Origin of the sequence: Aquimarina sp. AD1 (assembly GCF_003443695.1) — a bacterium.
Taxonomy (GTDB): Bacteria; Bacteroidota; Bacteroidia; order Flavobacteriales; family Flavobacteriaceae; genus Aquimarina; species Aquimarina latercula.
The window spans coordinates 4,428,469-4,448,021 of sequence record NZ_CP031966.1 but is presented as its reverse complement, the minus strand read 5'-3'; the positions used below and the strand labels follow the sequence as shown (position 1 = coordinate 4,448,021).

Here is a 19,553-nt window from a genome sequence, read left to right as displayed (position 1 = left end):
AAAATAAAATTAAAACACATTCACTATATACCGAATATATCCTTGGAGTTTTTGGTTGTTATGCTTGCTATTTCTTCTGGTGACTTCTTATAAACATCGCATAATTTTTCTACAACTTGAACTAAATAAGAACTCTCATTTCGTTTACCTCGATATGGAACTGGTGCTAAATAAGGGGCATCTGTTTCTAGAACAATATGTTCTAAAGGAAATTCATTTAAGAATTTATCAATTTTTCCATTTTTAAAAGTCACAACACCTCCAATACCTAATTTCATATTATATCCTATTGCACGTCTGGCATCATCAATTGTACCAGTAAAACAATGAAAAATCCCAAACAAATCTTCGCCTTTCTCGGATTCTAAGACCTCGAAGACTTCTTCAAAAGCTTCTCTACAATGAATAACTATTGGCAATTTATATTTTTTAGCTAATTGAATTTGAGATCTAAATGATTCTTGTTGTTGTTTAATAAAAGTTTTATCCCAATATAAGTCTATACCTATTTCTCCTACAGCATAAAACTTTCGATCACCCTCGTTATCCAAACGTTTTTTTATCTCTTCTTCTACATGTTGAAGTTCTTCTTTATAATTTTCTTTAACATGAGTTGGATGCAACCCCATCATTAAAAATACATTATTAGGATATTTTTTTTCAATATCATACATGGATTGGGTGTATCCCGAATCAATAGCTGGTACAAAAAAACGTTCTACTCCTGCAGAAATTGCTCTTTGCATCATTTGATCTTGATCTTCTTCAAAAGACTCACTATAAATATGGGTATGCGTATCGGTAAGTATCATGCCGCAAAAATAACCAAAATTTACACAAAGAATTTTGCATAATTACAATTAAAGCATGCTACGATTTAAAAACGAATACATAGTAAATTAAATCATATTTGTTTAAGCAACTCTTGGGCTTTCTGATAATCTTCGGCTTCATTAGGTAATTGTTTCAATAGTGACTTACATTGATCTTTTTCTCCTTGTTTCAATTGGTTCAAAGCCTCAAACCAAATCGCTTTATACCTATATACAGACTTCCCATTTTGTAATTTACCAAAAACCTCGGAAGCTTTTTTATACTTATCCTGTTCTACTAAGGTAATACCTAAATAAAAATTATACTCAGAATTATCAATATCATTTTTCAATAACTCAGAAAGATGTATCTCTGCTTCTGAATACTCTGCAGAATTAAATGCATCTTCAGCTTTTTTAATCAACTCATCATCAACACCTCTCTCTGTGATTGATAGTTCCGGAATTGATACAAAATCATTATATGAGGAACCCGTTTTCACAAAAGTATACACACCTAAAAGAATTGCTAAACTTGCCGCCACAGCATATCCCCAAGAAGGAATTTTTAATACCTTGGTTTCTTTTTGAGTTTGTTTCTTTTCAAAAAATGATTCTCCTATACTTTTTAGATTATTTTCCAAATCAGCTCTTTCTTCATCAGCATTAACGTTAGCTTCTAAATAAGAGCTCCATCGTTTATAAAGTCTAAATTCTTCAGCTACAGATTTATCTTGCTCTAAGATTTTAGAAAATATTTCTTGCTCTTCTACAGAAAGCTCATTGTTAATTTTACCTTCAAAAAGCTCATATTTTTTTTCTGGGGTCATAACAAGTTTTTTATTTTATTATACTTAGGAGAGCTTTGCATCATTTTTGTTAATTGACCGATACATAGAGATTTTTTCTTTCTGACATACCCATAAGATTGCCCTAATTTTTCAGCAACTTTTTCCATTGATTTTATAGAAAACGTTGCTTTTAACAATTCTTTACAAGCATTTCCTAATTCGTTAAATATCTCTGCAAAAAGTGCATTCTTAGCTTCAAAAATCATTGTTTCTTCTACATACTGCATGCTCTCATCATTTATAGATACAACCTCTTCGTTAATTGTTACCTTATTTACAGAATTCTTTTTTAGTTCATTAAGCCATTTTCTCTTGCAGAGCAAAAAGAAATACGCATCAAAGGGACAAGTAAGTATTAATTTCTTTTCTCTAGCCTGATTATATATTGTAATCAACGTTTCCTGAATGATGTCCTGAGCATTGGAATCATCTCCACTATTCTTTTTTATATAGTTAACGACTTTTGGTGCAAATTTTTGATACACCTCTTTAAGCACGATACTATCATTATCCAAGAGCGCTTGTATATATTTTTGATCTGAATGTGCCTGGTTTTTTTCCATAAACGATTTGTCTGGACAACTAAATTAAAAAAGTTTTTAAGAAAAAGGGTAACAAAAAATCAACGGTGTTGATATGAAGATGTAAACAATAAAAATAAGAAAGTCCGAAACGGATATTAAAAACAAAAAACATGAAAACAAATAGTACAACAATTACTTTACTGAAAAATAGTAAGAAAGTAAAACAGACAATGACTCATTTTTTATTCTTGGGGTTCTCTATTTTGCTATTGACCAGTTGTAGTAAAAATGATGATAATGACATTATCATTACGCAACCAATTTTAGGAGGATTAGAATTACAAACTGAAATATTAGAAAATAGAGAAGACGCTTTACAAAGTTTTACCTTAAACTCTGGAGGTGCTGGAGAAGTATATGGAGAAGACGGTACCATTCTATATTTCCCTGCTAACAGTTTTTTAGACCAAAATGGAGATCAAGTTACAGGAGTAGTAGACATAGAGTTAATAGAAATCTATAACAAAGCAAAAATGTTGCTTACAAAAATGCCAACTAATGGAAAACGTCCTAATGGAGATGTAGAAACACTAGTATCAGGTGGAGAATTTTATATAAACGCGACTCAAAATGGAGAACAATTAGAACTTGCTAATGACTTCATGCTTTTTGCTCCAGCGGATGAATTTGATGAAGACATGAGAATATTTAATGGTCAAGGTAATGACTGTAATGATGAAAATTTAGAATGTGATATCGTTTGGGAAGAAGATGAGCAAGCGGGCTTAGAACCAATGCAAAGAGAAGGGCCTAATGGGCAGGGAGTAAGTGGATACGGAGGTTTTCTTAGTAATTTTGGATGGACAAATATTGATCGTTGGTACAATGACTCAAGACCAAAAACGATGTTACAAGTTGATGTACCAGAAGGTTTTGACAACACCAATAGTAACGTATATGTCTCTTATGATGGAGAACCAACAGCGCTAGCTTTATTAGATATTTACGATCCAGAAACAGGTCTTTTTTCTGAGCATTACGGATTAATCCCTATAGGCTTAGAAGTTCACATTATTTTCGTATCCGTTCAAGATGACCAGTATGTTTATGCAATCCAAGGAACTACTATAGAGGAAAATCACTTAGAAATAATTGGAACTACAAATACTGGAACCGAAGCAACATTAGTTGCATTAATAAACGATCTCCCGTAAAAAACTCACACTGGAATATGCATATTAGGTAATGGGGGTTACAGCAAATTTCAGCAAAAATTCCGGAAGGGTTTACTTTCCGGAATTTTAATTCACTAAGGATATAAACTTAAGTGATTTAACTTTTTGTTTATCTTTATTAACACTAACAAAAAATCATGAACAAATCTGCGGCTTTAATATTCATTATATTTTTTCATTTTTTCTGTAACGGACAAACAATAATTAATGACACTATCGCCAGAATAGCTCCAATATCTCACGAAATACAGGGCAATCAAGTAATTTATGGAGCAAAAATGCCCGTTCTTAATCAAATCGCTGGTGCACCAAAAGCCTTTTACACCTATTATTGGGAATTTGGTGATGGCACGTATAGTTTTAAAGAAAAACCAACACACTCGTACAAAAAGAAGGAAACCTATACAGTTAAACTATGGGCCACTAATAATTATGACAATGGAAAACCGCCCATTAGTAGACCAAAATCTGTAACAATTACGGAGACAGAAGATGAAGTTTCCATTGAAAACACATCTCCGTTTAAAGAAGATCAAGATTTAATATTAAAACGAAATCGCGAACCAATTCCTAATCAAGAAATGGTGTTTATTACTAGCTATAAAAACAATAATAATTATGCTTCTAGCGGAAAGCTTTACTTATTTTACAATGACCGTCAATTTAAAAATGATAATTTTATATTAGAAGATACTCGGTTACATCATGGAGAACGAATTACACCATTAGATCTTATTTCATCTAATCTTCCTGAAAATGATAGCCATACTTTTTTAGCGTCTAATAATACTTCTTTTTTGTATAACAAAACTCTTGTTGCACAGGACACCACTAAACGAAAAAATCTACCGCTTACATTAGAAGAATCAAAAGCTTTATATCGAAATTATCAAATAATAGAATTTGACAACATGAAACCTGGAGAGGAACGAAATATTTTCCGAACATTGCAAACCACTCCAGAAATGATTAAAGACACTAGTGCAATTGTCACATTAAGAAGTGTCTATGTTCCTGATAATAATTTTGATAACCATACTGTAAAAGACACTGAAATGGAAATTGTCACTTCACATGACCCTAATAAAATGTCTTCTAATGGCTGGTTAATGAATTATCGATTAGTAAGGTTTAAAAAGCTAAAATTCAAAGTACGATTTCAGAATAACGGAGAAGGTCCTGCTAATACTATTAAATTAGAAGTTGACACTCCAGAAATGTTTGACAAGTCTACTTTAAAAATAGATAGCATGTATCCCGAATGTCCAATTTGTCCAAAAGAACGGGAGGTGAACTACAGCTGCTTAGATACGATTCTAAAAAAGGATAAAATTATTTTTCAATTTAATAAAATCTACCTTCCTGGAAGTGAGCAAAAAAACGTAGAGGAGATTGACTCCACCAAAGGTTTTGTAAAGTACTCTATGAAGTTTGGTAAGAATTTTCATAAAAAAAAGACCCGAAGCAGAACAGCAATATATTTCGATAAAAATGAACCTATTATTACCAATTATGCCACCACTAGATTCTCTCCAGGAATTTCTATCGGAGCAAAAGCCGGTTACATCTTAGTTCCTGAATTAAATAGACAGAGAGAATACTTCGTTGGTGCAACGCTATCGCCATTTAAATCCTACCGAATGTACTATCAGGCAGAATTATTATTTTCTTCTGCTTCTTATGATGATATCCAAAATTTTGAAACTAATACCATAAATCCAGATGGATCCAGAAACTTAGTAAGATTTTCAGAATTAAATCAATTTAACAACATATCTGTATATGCCATACCTGGATCCATTAGATACAATTTTAACAACTATCTAGCAATAGGAGCTGGTGTACAATTAAAATTGGATATGACTAGTAGTAATGACCAAGAAACCACAGGAGAAGGTTTTATAATAGATAACAATGGTGTTCTTAACCCAAACCCTGATCTAAACTCTTTTGTAGAAAACACTATAGATGACAGTTTCACAAATCTACAAACAGGAGTATTCTTAGGAATGAACATCGGCGCCGTTCGTATTGGTCCCAGTATTGGAATTCGATATGTTTATAATTTTGATACCCCAAACTCTCAAATTCAATTCTATGGAATTTGGAAGTTTTAGAAGCATTATTTTAATTTTTGTTTTATTGTACTTTGGAGATTCTGCAATTTATTCACAGCAAAAAAACAAAACTTCGGATTTTTTATACCATCAATTAGACCAATTCCTTTCGGATCCTACCGCTTCTAATTTAAATAGACTAACTAAAATAATTAATTCAAAAGAAAACCAACTACAGACTACCGAAGATAAATTAGCCTGGGTTATAACCAATACGAATATCGGTTACTATAAGACCCATTTTAACAGTCTATCTGGCGCAATAGTCCATTATGAAAAAGCCTGGAAAGCTTTTCAAGATAACAACATTAAAAACTATGATATTGTTAAAAACTGTCTACAACCTTTAGGAAATTTATATCTTAAAATTGGTGATTTACAAAAAGCAAAAAATACAATAACAAGCTATTTATATTTAGCAGAACAGCAACAAAATTTGCCTCAGATAATTTCAGCGATTACAAACTTATCTATCGCATACAACAATCAAAGTAATTATCAACAAGCTATAACCATACTCCAAAAAGGAGAAAAACTTGATTCTAAAAACGTAAACATCCTAATCAATTTAGCAACGAATTACTTAGGTATTAACGAACCAGAGAAAGCCCAAAGCTATGCCTTAAAAGTAATAGCTATTGATCCTTCGCAAACTAATGCTTATCAACTATTAGCAGCAATCGCGTTGGAAAATAACGACATACATAATGCTCAGCATTATATAAATAAAGCAAAAATTCAACTATTAGAACAATCAAATACCACAACTAGAGATCTTGCAAAATTACAATTAGCTTTTGTAGATATTTTACTTTCTAAATCTTCATTTACCGAAGCAATAGAAATTATAAAAGAAATTTACAGTATTCTTTTACCTACATATTCTAAAAAAACTGATATACCTAAAAAAAACCATCTTATAGCGGACAGAATTCTACTTAAAACTCTTGATGTACAAGCATATATTTACGAACGGTTAAACAAACCTATTTTTGCAATTGAGTCTTATGAAGCTGCTTTCATAGTAAATTCTAAATTAAACACAGTATATCCATTACAGGACACAAAAATAATTCAGCACAGTCAAAATCGAAATCGGACGGAACAGTATATAGATATTTTATATTCTTTGTATAGGAAAACCAAAAACATTAAACATATACATAGAGCATTTGAAGCAGCTGATAATTCTAAAGCACCTTTTGTAAACGAAGCACAACTATCAAAACAATTGCTATCCGTATATAAAAATGATTCTTTAGTAAAGAAAAACAAACAACTAACATATCAACTTGCATCCTACGAAACCAGTATCTTACAAGAAAAACAACAAGCTGATAACGCTGATATTGAAAAAATTCAAAAATGGACCAATCTACATAACAATAAATCTATTAAGCTTAAGGAATTAAACACCATATTAAAAGAAAAATACCCCGAACTATTACCCCCTCATAATACCATATCTATTCAAAAACTCCAAGAAAAGCTAAAACAAGATGATATTACTTTAATCGAATATTTTTTCGGAAAAGAAACCACATATCAGTTTAGAATTGATGCTCACTCTATCAGTTTACAAAAAATTGGTAATAGTGAAAATTTTAGAAAAACTATTAAAAGTTACATTTCCTATTTTAATACCCCTTCAGCTATTAACGATGATGTGATTTCATTTTCAGAAAGCAGTTTTAATGTGTATAAAATTTTAAAAATCCCAAGTTCTAAAAGAATACTAGTTGTTCCTGATGGATTGTTAAATTTCATTCCTTTTGAAACATTACTTACTAAAAAAACAAGTTCTTTTAGTTTTCAAAACATGCCATTTTTATTAAAATCTAGTGTTTTGGTTTATGAAAACTCCGCCAGTAAATACGTGAGGTCTATTAAAAACACAAACAACGATAGAAGCATATTAGGGATATTTCCTGTTTTTGAAAAAACCAACCTAGAACTTCCCTTCTCAATAAAAGAGCAACAATATATTGAACAAAAATTTAATGGTACTTTTCTCAAAAAAGAGAATGCGACCTATACAAATTTTCTCAATAAATCAAAAAGTCATACTATTTTACACCTATCAACTCATGCTGAAGCTGGAAATTTTTCTAGACCTGCTTCTATACAATTTAGAAATCAAAACATCCCGGTAAATCAATTATATGGACTAGCATTAGAAACAGACTTAGTTGTTCTTAGTGCTTGCGAAACTGGCATAGGCACTCTAATTTCGGGAGAAGGACCTTTGAGTATCGGTAGAGGATTTCAATATGCAGGAGTTCCTAATGTATTATTTTCACTATGGAAGGTTAATGACAAAACTACTTCTGAACTCATGAACTATTTTTACCAAAAACTATACGCTACTAATTCGAACGCAGAAGGATTACATAACGCAAAATTAGACTATCTCAATTCTAAAAAAATCTCTAATATTCAAAAATCACCGTATTACTGGGCTGCATTCATTTATTATGGTGCATACCAGACTCCAACCTCAACCAATTATAACTGGATTTGGATAACAGGTATTTTCTTATTAATTATACTATTTTTGTTTGCGATCCGACAAAAAATAAAATGACTACACTACGCCAATTCCTAATTAACAAAGAATATCAACGTATCAGACTTGTATACACCAAAACAAATCATTTTGAGGTAAAAGCAAAGCTTAATGGTATAGAAGGAAATTTTATTTTAGATACGGGAGCGTCTAATTCATGTGTAGGTTTTGATGCTGTGGAAAAATTTAATCTTTTTGCTCAAGATAGCGATGTAAAAGCGGCTGGTGCTGGCGCGACCGATATGGTTACTCAACTTTCTAAAAAAAACACATTACAATTAGGCAAATGGTCAAAAAACAATGTTTCCCTTGTTTTATTTGACCTAACACATGTAAATACTGCTTTAACCGCTCATCAAGCCGAACCTGTTGATGGAATAATTGGCGCTGATATTTTAAAAAGAGGAAAAGCAGTAATTGATTACGAACGAAAGTGCGTATACTTAAAATAACCTACCATTCCACTCATTAGATCATTTTTCTCTACTACATATTTGTCTGGTTGACTTAACCAATCTTCCTAAACTTTCTTAAAACAAGAATATACTCATAAGTATTTCTCACCACAAAGAATTGCTTAATAGTATTTTTCAAAATTCGGGTGGTTTTACGTATACCATATTTTTTATTCTTCACATAACTTTGATTCAAAGGGAAATTACAACTATTTATTTATGAAAACAATTCTCATCGGAGCATTTCCAATTTGTTTTTCCATCTACAAATATCTTTCTGAAAATGAAATGTTAAGCGCTATCTGTTTTGAAGAGTTGGTAGGACAAAATTCAAACAATTTTTGGTCCAATTCCATACAAAATGAAGAATATGAAACATATAGAATTAACAAACAAAATATTCATACAGATTTTAAAGAATGGTTAAAAAATAAAAATCCTGATTTAGTATTAGTTTGTGGTTTTTCTATTAAGGTCCCCGAAGATATTTTGGCAATTCCAACATACGGATTCTTAAACGTACATTTTGGGAAATTACCTGAAAATAAAGGCCCTGATCCATTATTCTGGTCTATAAAACAAGGAAAAAAACAAACTGCAATTACTATTCATCAAATGAATAAGGATTGGGATACTGGTAAAATTCTATTAGAACAACCTGTTCCTATAATTCCCGGCGAAACGTTGGGAATGGCTAATTCTAAAATGAGTTACATGCTTGGCGAGCTAACTAAAAAAGCATTAGAACTAATAGTAGATGCTAAAAATCTAAGATTACAATCGAATGAAGGAATAGCATACTATAACAGACCTACCGAAAAAGATACCACAATATCTTGGGAGACACAAACTGCTGACGAAATAGAAAATCTGGTGAATGCTTGTAATCCCAAATATGGTGGAGTAACCACTTACTACCAAGGATCACCGATAAAAATAATAGAAGTTTCTCCGGTAGATAGTCAACCCATATTTGGTAAAACCGCTGGAGAAATTGTACATGCACATCCTCAAGAAGGACTATATGTATACTGCAAATACGGGAAAATATTAAGAATAAATATAATCAGCTCGGATGCAGGTGTTTTATCTGGAGCTAAATATGTTCACCTAGGTATAAAGCAAGGGCATTACTTTCAAAGCAATTTTGAACAAAAAAAAGAATTAATAATCAAATAATCGATACTATGTACACATTAAATGTAACCAATAATTATAGCTATAATGTACCTGCAAGTAATGCTAAAACAGTAGCTAAAGATGGGGGAAAAACAACTTTTGAAAAACAAGGAAGTCTTCTTTTAGAAATTCCTGGAATAGGAACTCTAAACTTTATTGATCTAGGAGATAAGAAATTAGAAGGTCATCCCGATATTACCGAAACTTGGGGAGTTTTAATTAGAGCAATAACAACTGAGGCATACTATAGATACGAAGGAAATGGTGTTTTGAACCTTGAAATAGACAAATTGGGAACTTCAACTTTAAACACTGATAATGGTTCATTGGTACAAATTAAACTTAGAGAACTTAGCATTGAAACAAAAATGAATCTAGCAATATAACAAATAAAAATAAATACTAAATACATACAATTATGGAAGGAACAATAGGGCAAATAATGCCTTGGGGACCTAATTGGGCTCCAAGAAACTGGTTTTTATGTCAGGGACAATTATTATCTATATCACAGTATAATGCTTTTTTCTCTCTTATAGGAACCATTTACGGAGGAGATGGAAGAACAAGTTTTGGTTTACCTGACTTAAGAGGTCGTTCTGTAATCGGTAGCGGTAGTGGACCAGGATTACAACCTTATAACATAGGTGCTAAAGGAGGGGTCGAATTTGTAACCTTAAATCAACTAGAAATACCAACGCACACCCATACAGCAACATTAAATGGCTTATCTGCAAGCATCAATGCAAATGAAGAAGATGTGGATTCCGCTGATCCAAATGGCAGATATTTTGGAGTTGCAGAAACACCAACTATATATAATAGCACAGCTCCTGATGGAACTATTAAAATGGGGCCAAATAGCATTAGTATCGATGGAAATATATCTGTTGGATTAACGGGAGGAAATCAATCTCATGAAAATCGGGCACCTTTTCAATCTTGCAATTATATTATTTGCTATCAGGGAATATACCCCTCCAGAAATTAATGTTTTAATCCCATGTAAGCTTGTTTTTCAAAAAAATAAGCTTACATTTAATACAAACAAAACGTAAATGAAAACAATACTACTTAAAATATTATGTCCGTTTGCACTTGGATTAATTTCAAGTATTTGTTATAGTCAAGTCGGCACTAATTTTTCTGAACCCACGGCAGTTTCTGCCGTTTACTCTGATCCTAATACCACCACACATCAACTTTCTAATAATGTTAGTCAACCAACGGTAGAATACGTTTTTGGAACAAATGGATCTACAGAATTAGGTTTTAAAACAAGATTTATAGCTACCAGAACTGGTACTTCGGGAAGTTCAGGTTTATCAGATGGTGATCTAATTGGAGTGGTTCCAGGGACAACATTTCAAAATGGTGCGCCATCTACAACCGGAGCAGCTGGTTTCTTAATTGGATCAGGGAATGTATTTATGATCGAAGATCCAGACGGTACAATTCAAATAGAATTCGACGAAGTGGATCTTTCAAGTACCATAAATCCTCAATTGAGTCTAAAATATGGTATAAGATCTGCTACTTATGAAAATACTGATGGAGCAAATGATCGTTTTTTTGTAGCATTACAAGTTGATGGCAACCCAAACTTCGTAACAATTTTAGATTCTGATGGGGATGGAACAGAAGGGGGAAATAACGCTACGGGAAACGATATTGACGGACAACTTACAGAAGGAAGTGAACAAACAATCAATTTTAGCTTAGTACCGTACATTGGAAGTAAAGTCAAACTTATTATAGAAGCCGACTTTAATGCTGCTAGCGAAGAAGTCGCGATTGATGACATTGTCTTTTCTGAAGGGTCGATTGCTACGAGTAACAACGCTCCAATAGCAACAGCGCCATCCGCACCAACACTATTAGAAGACGCTATTAATGTTGCTTTAGCAGATAATATTCAGGTCGCAGATACTGATGGAGATGATCAAACTGTAACTTTTACCATTACAGGTGGAACGGTTACATTAGGTACAGCAGGAATTACTTTTGGCGGTAGTGGTAATGGATCTGCTAGTTTTACTGCTGCAGGAACCTTAGCAAATATTAATGCTGCGCTAGATGCCGCAACCTTTACACCGACTCCAAATCTTAACGGCACTAATGCTGGAACAATTTCGTTTACTACTAATGATGGTACGGATACATCTAGTCCCGCAAGTATAACTTTTGATATTACTGCTGTAAATGATGATCCTACTATAACTGGGCTTTCAGCAAGTGTAACGGTTACAGAAGATACACAAAGTAATGTTGATTTGTCTACAGCTTCGTTTGCAGATGTAGATAGCGCATCCATAACAGTTACCTTAACCGCCTCGACTGGTACATTTGTCACTCCAGCAGATGGCGCAGGTGTAGGTGGTGGAGTGACAGAAACTCTGGTGAACGCAACCGTAATTACACTGGTAGGTGCTCCAGCTGATATTAATACCTATTTGGATACAGCTTCCAATATTCAATATACACCTGCTATGAACGTAAGTGGTAATGCAGCTGCAACTATTACAGTAACAACAAATGACGGAGATGGTAGTGGAAATATAAACTTAGGAACTGTTAATATTAATGTAACGGCAGTAAATGATGAACCAAGTTTTACTGCGGGTGCTAATGAAACAATTAATGAAGATGCAGGTACACAAACTGTAAATGGATGGGCAACTGCTATCGATGATGGAGATGCCGACGCAACACAAACGTTAACATTTACAGTAACAAATGATAACAATGCATTGTTTAGCGCTCAACCGGCTATTGATGCTACTGGAAATCTAACTTATACACCTGCTCCAAATGCTAATGGAACAGCAACAGTAGACGTTGTACTATCAGATGATGGTGGAACTGCGAATGGTGGTGATGATACGTTTGCAACACAGCAATTTACTATTACTGTAAACGCCGTAAACGATGAACCAAGTTTTACTGCGGGTGCTAATGAAACAATTAATGAAGATGCAGGTGCACAAACTGTAAACGGATGGGCAACCGCCATTGATGATGGAGATGCCGACGCAACACAAACGTTAACATTTACAGTAACAAATGATAACAATGCACTGTTTAGCGCTCAACCGGCTATTGATGCAACTGGAAATCTAACTTATACACCTGCTGCAAATACTAATGGAACAGCAACAGTAGACGTTGTACTATCAGATGATGGTGGAACTGCGAATGGTGGTGATGATACTTTTGCAACAGAGCAATTCACTATTACTGTAAACGCTGTAAACGATGAACCAAGTTTTACTGCGGGTGCTAATGAAACAATTAATGAAGATGCAGGTGCACAAACTGTAAACGGATGGGCAACCGCCATTGATGATGGAGACTCAGATGCCGCACAGACTTTAACATTTACAGTAACAAATGATAACAATGCACTGTTTAGCGCTCAACCGGCTATTGATGCAACTGGAAATCTAACTTATACACCTGCTCCAAATGCTAATGGAACAGCAACAGTAGACGTTGTACTATCAGATGATGGTGGAACTGCAAATGGTGGTGATGACACCTTTGCAACACAGCAATTTACTATTACTGTAAACGCCGTAAACGATGAACCAAGTTTTACTGCGGGCGCTAATGAAACAATTAATGAAGATGCAGGTGCACAAACCGTAAATGGATGGGCAACTGCTATCGATGATGGAGATGCCGACGCAACACAAACGCTAACATTTACAGTAACAAATGATAACAATGCACTGTTTAGTTCTCAACCGGCTATTGATGCAACTGGAAATCTAACTTATACACCTGCTGCAAATGCTAATGGATCTGCGACGGTAAACGTTGTACTATCAGATGATGGTGGAACTGCGAATGGTGGCGATGACACCTTTGCAACACAGCAATTTACTATTACTGTAAACGCCGTTAACGATGAACCAAGTTTTACTGCGGGTGCTAATGAAGCTGTTAACGAAGATGCAGGTGCACAAACTGTAAATGTATGGGCAACTGCTATCGACGATGGAGATGCTGAAGCTATGCAGACACTTACTTTTACAGTAACAAATGATAACAATGCATTGTTTAGCACTCAACCGGCTATTGATGCAACTGGAAATCTAACTTATACACCTGCTGCAGATGCTAATGGAACAGCAACAGTAGACATTGTACTATCAGATGATGGTGGAACTGCGAATGGTGGCGATGATACCTTTGCAACACAGCAATTCACTATTACTGTAAACGCTGTAAACGATGAACCAAGTTTTACTCCTGGAGCAAATGAAACTGTTAACGAAGATGCAGGTGCGCAAACTGTAAATGGATGGGCAACTGCCATAGATGATGGAGATTCTGAAGCTATGCAGACACTTACTTTTACAGTAACCAATGATAATAATGCACTATTCAGCGTACAACCGGCTATTGATGCAACTGGAAATCTAACCTATACACCTGCTGCAGATGCTAATGGAACAGCAACAATAGAGGTTGTACTATCAGATGATGGTGGAACTGCAAATGGTGGCGATGATACCTTTGCAACACAACAATTCATTATTACTGTAAACGCCGTAAACGATGAACCAAGTTTTACTCCTGGAGCAAATGAAACTGTTAACGAAGATGCGGGTGCACAAACTGTAAACGGATGGGCAACCGCCATTGATGATGGAGATTCTGAAGCCATGCAGACGCTTACTTTTACAGTAACCAATGATAACAATGCACTATTCAGCATTCAACCGGCTATTGATGTATCTGGTAACTTAACATATACACCTGCTGCTAGCGCAACTGGAGCAGCAATAGTAGATGTAATACTATCTGACAATGGAGGAACTGCAAATGGTGGTGATGATACTTTTGCAACACAACAATTTACAATTACAGTTTCAGATATTACACCTCCTATGGTAAGCATTACTTCTTCAGAACCTAATCCTACAAACAACTCCTCATTTGAAATTACTATAAATTTTAATGAAGATATCACAGGTTTTGATATTAGCGATATCATTGTTGGAAATGGTACAGCTGCTAATCTTTCTGGAGGAGGGTTATCCTATACAGCTACAATAACAGCAACTACACCAGGAACAATAACCGTAGATATTAACGCAAACAGTGTAAATGATCTTTCAGGAAATGGAAATATCGCTGCGACTCAATTCAGTATCATATATGATAATTTACTAGATGTTAACGACGAAACTCTAGCAAATGGTCTTACTGTATATCCTACTCCTTCCAATAATATTATAAATATCACAGGAGCAATTGATTTAGATATAGAGCGTACTGAAATTTTTGATATTCGTGGAAAATTAATTCTTTCGCAAAAGTTAGATCCTAGTAGTATTATAAACACTATAGACATCTCTTCAATACCTTCTGGCTTGTATTTAATGAGAATATATTCAAAAACAAGTTCCACAATGAAAAGGGTAGTGAAAAAATAAAACTAATTCACTTTAATAAAAAAGCCGAAGTCTTACTTCGGCTTTTTTATTTTATATCTTTTAAAAATTAATGAAAATTTAGCTGAAATTTATCATTCAATACAAACAAGTATTTCTACCTATTTTATAACCTCCTTATTCATAGTACTTTTACCCTATGATAACAGTTATAATGCCCCCAAAGAAAAAAAGAAATATTATTATGAAGCTAATTCCTGTTGCCGTTTTGGTAATTATATTAATCGCCCTAGGGATGAATATTTACCTGTTGCTTCGATTCGTGTAGTATAAAAACATAATCACCTTCTACATTCCAGTTCTAATTGCTTCTACTGGATCTAATCTAGCAGCCATCCAAGCAGGAAAAATACCTGCGATCAAGCCTATTAAGGTTGACCAAAACATTCCCCAAAACATATTAGAAGTAGAAAGTATAAATTCGAAATCACCAGTCATACTAGAAGCTCCTTTTGAGATTAACCAAACCAAAATTAATCCGATTAATCCTCCAAAAACTGCAAGTATTACCGCTTCAAATAAAAACTGAAGTAAAATAAATTTTCTTTTAGCTCCCAATGCTTTTTGGATCCCTATAAGATTAGTTCGTTCTTTTACACTAACAAACATAATATTAGCAATACCAAAACCTCCTACTAACAGAGAAAACATACCTATAAAACCTCCTATTTGAGACATCGTCCCTGTTATATTATCTATAAAATCGGTAAAACCTTGTAATTGATTTACGAAAAAATCATCTATTTCATCTGGCTTTAAACCTCGGTAAGAACGAACCTTTTGAGTCAAAGAAGCTACAAACTCCGGCACGTCACTACCAGATTCTGGCTTTATTATAATCATTGGAAATGTAAACTTATTATTATCTCCATAAAGTCTTCTCACTATATTAACAGGTAATATTGCAGCAGTATCTTTAGAACCGCCAAAAAGACCACTCCCCTCTTTCTTTAAAACACCAATTACCGTAAATTTTCTACCATAAACACGAATCTTTTTACCAATTGGATCACTTGATCCAAAAAGACTATTGGCTATTTCATCACCAATTACAATTACTGGAGCTCCTCCTACCGATTCTTGTTCATTATAAAATCTTCCTTGGACTACTTGCAACTCTTCAATATCATAATAATCATTAGTAACGGGTACCATATCGACATTACTAATACTCTTATCATTATATTTTAGAGTCTCTTGTCCAACATTTAATAAAAAACTTGCTGCTTTTAAATCAGGCATAGTTCTTTTCACATGCTGATACTCTTCAAAAGTTACATCCGGAAACTGTTCTCTTTTCCAATCAGGAACTTGAGTAGGACCAAAAGAAATCCTAGTAAGATATATAGTACTATTATCTAAAGAACTTATACTTCCTTTTATTTCTTTCTCTAAAGAATCTACAGCGGCAAGAACCCCAATAATGGAGAATATACCAATAGTAACTCCTAACAAAGAAAGAAAGGTTCTTAATTTATTGTTTCTAAGAGCGTTAACCGCAAAATTAAAACTCTCTTTTAGTACTCTAAGATATATAAGCATGTGCTATTTTTTGGACAATATAAAGATAGGACGTTTTCCTTGCAATTTTGTTACAAAATATCTAAAACAATTACGCGCAATGGGTTGTCTAATTGATAACTAAATTGCTACTTTTGCGTTTTACTAACTAAAAATTGTCATGAGCAACACAAAAACCGCTAAATCTGCCTTAATTTCTGTATTCAGTAAAGACGGGTTAGCACCTATCGTTAAAAAATTAGATGAACTTGGTATTACTATTTATTCTACTGGTGGTACTGAAAAATTTATAAAAGATCAGGGAGTGGACGTTATTCCAGTAGAAGATGTTACTTCTTACCCTTCTATTCTTGGCGGAAGAGTTAAAACATTACACCCAAAAGTATTTGGTGGAATCCTAAATCGCCAAAATAACGATAGCGATGTTGCAGAACTTGAACAGTATGAAATTCCACAAATTGACATCGTGATTGTTGATTTATATCCATTTGAAAAAACAGTTGCATCAGGTGCGCCTGAACAAGATATTATTGAAAAAATTGATATCGGAGGAATTTCGTTAATTAGAGCTGCTGCTAAGAATTTTGCAGATGTAACTTGTGTAGCATCTGTAGAAGATTATGCTGAATTTTTGGAAATTATTTCAGAAGGCAATGGTAACATATCTTTAAAAGATCGTAAGCGTTTTGCTGCAAAAGCTTTTAATGTTTCTTCTCACTACGATAGTGCAATTTTTAATTATTTCAATACTGATCAAGAGATTGCGTCACTTAAGATTAGTGAAACTAAAGGAAAAGTATTACGCTATGGTGAAAACCCCCACCAAAAAGGGTTTTTCTTTGGAAATTTTGATGCTATGTTTGATAAATTACACGGTAAAGAGTTATCATACAATAATCTTCTTGATGTAGATGCTGCGGTAAATTTAATGAGTGAATTTAAAAAAGAAGCTCCTACTTTTGCTATTCTTAAACATAATAATGCGTGTGGATTAGCACAACGTTCTACGGTTCATCAAGCATATGTAGACGCATTAGCTGGTGATCCTGTTTCTGCTTTTGGAGGCATATTAATCAGCAACTCTGAAATAGATGCTGCTACTGCTGAAGAAATTCATAAATTATTCTGCGAGGTAGTAATTGCTCCTTCATATAGCGATGAGGCTTTAGAAATATTAAAAGGGAAGAAAAACAGAATTATTTTAATTCAAAAGAATATAGAATTACCAAAGACACAAGTTCGTTCTTGTCTTAATGGTTCTTTAGTGCAGGATAAGGATTTAAAAACTGATGCCTCGTCTGATTTGAATGTTGCAACCAAAGTTGGTCCAACAAAAGAACAGATTGAAGATTTACTATTTGCTTCAAAAATCTGTAAACACACAAAATCTAATACTATTGTTTTTACCAAAGGAAAACAATTATTAGCTAGTGGAACTGGACAAACATCTAGAGTAGATGCTCTAAAACAATCTGTAGAAAAAGCAAAGTCATTTAATTTTGATCTTAACGGAGCCGTTATGGCGAGTGATGCATTCTTCCCATTCCCTGATTGTGTGGAACTTGCAGACAACGCGGGTATCAAAGCAGTTATACAACCTGGAGGTTCTATAAAAGATCAATTAAGTATCGATTACTGTGATGCAAACGGAATTGCTATGGTAATGACCGGAACACGTCATTTTAAACATTAATTTTAGTACATTTACTCAATTCTAACCCTTTTTATCGTTTTATATGGGATTTTTCGACTTCTTTACTGAAGAAATTGCTATAGATTTAGGTACGGCAAATACCTTAGTTATTCATAATGACAAAGTGGTGGTAGACAGTCCATCCATTGTTGCCAGAGATATTATGTCTGGAAAAATAATTGCAGCTGGTAAAGAAGCTGCTATGATGCAAGGAAAAACACATGAAAATATAAAAACCATTAGGCCATTAAAGGATGGAGTAATTGCAGATTTTGATGCTAGTGAAAAAATGATAAGCATGTTTATCAAAGATATTCCTGCTTTAAAGAAAAAAATATTTACTCCAGCGTTACGTATGGTTATTTGTATTCCTTCTGGAATCACAGAGGTAGAAATGCGTGCGGTAAAAGAAAGTGCAGAACGCGTTAACGGAAAAGAAGTATATCTTATTCACGAACCAATGGCTGCAGCTATTGGTATTGGAGTAGATATTATGCAACCTAAAGGAAATATGATAGTAGATATCGGTGGAGGTACCACAGAAATTGCTGTAATTGCCTTAGGAGGAATTGTATGCGACAAATCTGTAAAGATTGCAGGTGATGTTTTTACTAACGATATTATATATTATATGCGTACGCAGCATAACTTATATGTTGGTGAACGAACTGCAGAAAAAATAAAAATCCAGATTGGAGCAGCTACAGAAGATTTAGAATTGCCACCAGAAGAAATGAATGTACAGGGCCGTGACCTTCTTACGGGAAAACCTAAACAGGTTCAGATATCATTCCGAGAAATTGCAAAAGCTTTAGACAAGTCTATTCTTAGAATTGAGGATGCCGTAATGGAAACATTATCTCAAACACCGCCAGAACTAGCAGCGGATATTTACAATACAGGTATTTACCTTGCTGGTGGAGGTTCAATGCTAAGAGGTCTTGACAAAAGACTTTCTCAAAAAACCGATTTACCAGTTTACATAGCAGAAGATCCTTTAAGAGCTGTTGTAAGAGGAACAGGAATTACTCTTAAAAATATTAATAGATATAAAAGTGTATTGATTAAATAATTGTTTTTCAGAAAAATTATAGGCAGAGTATACCTAAAATTAATTTTTAACGTTATTGTGCTTTAA

Annotated in this window: 14 protein-coding genes; 10 read left to right on the top strand and 4 right to left on the bottom strand. The window is 33.8% G+C overall.

The features are described 5' to 3' along the window. Positions 1–23 precede the first annotated feature (23 nt). The 3 genes from D1815_RS19065 to D1815_RS19055 all read right to left on the bottom strand — a co-directional run bounded on the left by D1815_RS19065 (position 24) and on the right by D1815_RS19055 (position 2,226). Positions 24–812: a TatD family hydrolase gene (locus tag D1815_RS19065; RefSeq protein ID WP_027393374.1), complete on the bottom strand. Its 789-nt coding sequence runs from the start codon at positions 810–812 to the stop codon at positions 24–26. Positions 813–904: 92 nt separating this feature from the next. After that, positions 905–1,642 carry a tol-pal system YbgF family protein gene (locus D1815_RS19060; protein ID WP_027393373.1) on the bottom strand — a complete coding sequence of 246 codons (738 nt, stop codon included), beginning with the start codon at positions 1,640–1,642 and terminating at the stop codon, positions 905–907. After that, on the bottom strand, positions 1,639–2,226 hold the full coding sequence (locus D1815_RS19055) for an RNA polymerase sigma factor (protein ID WP_118388925.1): 588 nt from the start codon (positions 2,224–2,226) through the stop codon (positions 1,639–1,641). The genes D1815_RS19060 and D1815_RS19055 overlap by 4 nt, the downstream gene beginning before the upstream one ends. Before the next feature lie 131 nt (positions 2,227–2,357). On the opposite strand from D1815_RS19055, the gene D1815_RS19050 reads away from it, so the two are divergent. The 8 genes from D1815_RS19050 (at position 2,358) to D1815_RS19015 (ending at position 15,183) form a co-directional block, all read left to right on the top strand. Continuing rightward, entirely contained in the window at positions 2,358–3,401 is a 1,044-nt protein-coding gene (locus D1815_RS19050; protein WP_118388924.1) for a hypothetical protein, read from the top strand. 158 nt (positions 3,402–3,559) lie between these two features. Next, positions 3,560–5,539: a PKD domain-containing protein gene (locus D1815_RS19045; RefSeq protein WP_118388923.1), complete on the top strand. Its 1,980-nt coding sequence runs from the start codon at positions 3,560–3,562 to the stop codon at positions 5,537–5,539. After that, positions 5,520–8,123, top strand: coding sequence for a CHAT domain-containing protein (locus tag D1815_RS19040; protein ID WP_158594417.1), 2,604 nt, complete (start codon positions 5,520–5,522; stop codon positions 8,121–8,123). The genes D1815_RS19045 and D1815_RS19040 overlap by 20 nt, the downstream gene beginning before the upstream one ends. After that, positions 8,120–8,557 (top strand): retropepsin-like aspartic protease, encoded by a 438-nt coding sequence (locus tag D1815_RS19035; RefSeq protein WP_118388921.1) that lies wholly within the window; start codon positions 8,120–8,122, stop codon positions 8,555–8,557. The genes D1815_RS19040 and D1815_RS19035 overlap by 4 nt, the downstream gene beginning before the upstream one ends. 222 nt (positions 8,558–8,779) lie before the next feature. Continuing rightward, positions 8,780–9,739: a methionyl-tRNA formyltransferase gene (locus D1815_RS19030; RefSeq protein ID WP_118388920.1), complete on the top strand. Its 960-nt coding sequence runs from the start codon at positions 8,780–8,782 to the stop codon at positions 9,737–9,739. An 8-nt stretch (positions 9,740–9,747) separates the two neighbouring features. Next, complete coding sequence (locus D1815_RS19025; RefSeq protein ID WP_027393366.1) at positions 9,748–10,125, top strand: hypothetical protein; 378 nt, start codon at positions 9,748–9,750, stop codon at positions 10,123–10,125. Positions 10,126–10,157: 32 nt separating this feature from the next. Beyond that, the gene (locus D1815_RS19020) at positions 10,158–10,730 is read left to right on the top strand and encodes a phage tail protein (protein ID WP_027393365.1); all 573 of its coding nucleotides are present in this window, start codon (positions 10,158–10,160) and stop codon (positions 10,728–10,730) included. A gap of 67 nt (positions 10,731–10,797) precedes the next feature. Next, positions 10,798–15,183, top strand: coding sequence for an S-layer family protein (locus D1815_RS19015; protein ID WP_118388919.1), 4,386 nt, complete (start codon positions 10,798–10,800; stop codon positions 15,181–15,183). A 306-nt stretch (positions 15,184–15,489) separates the two neighbouring features. Here the strand turns inward: D1815_RS19015 and D1815_RS19010 are convergent, their stop codons facing one another. Beyond that, positions 15,490–16,743 (bottom strand): ABC transporter permease, encoded by a 1,254-nt coding sequence (locus tag D1815_RS19010; protein ID WP_118388918.1) that lies wholly within the window; start codon positions 16,741–16,743, stop codon positions 15,490–15,492. A 139-nt stretch (positions 16,744–16,882) separates the two neighbouring features. Here D1815_RS19010 and purH point away from each other — a divergent pair, with 139 nt between their 5' ends. Together purH and D1815_RS19000 are read left to right on the top strand one after the other, a co-directional pair. Next, positions 16,883–18,415, top strand: coding sequence for a bifunctional phosphoribosylaminoimidazolecarboxamide formyltransferase/IMP cyclohydrolase (purH, locus tag D1815_RS19005; protein WP_118388917.1), 1,533 nt, complete (start codon positions 16,883–16,885; stop codon positions 18,413–18,415). Positions 18,416–18,458: 43 nt separating this feature from the next. Beyond that, positions 18,459–19,487: a rod shape-determining protein gene (locus tag D1815_RS19000; RefSeq protein WP_027393894.1), complete on the top strand. Its 1,029-nt coding sequence runs from the start codon at positions 18,459–18,461 to the stop codon at positions 19,485–19,487. Positions 19,488–19,553 lie beyond the last annotated feature (66 nt).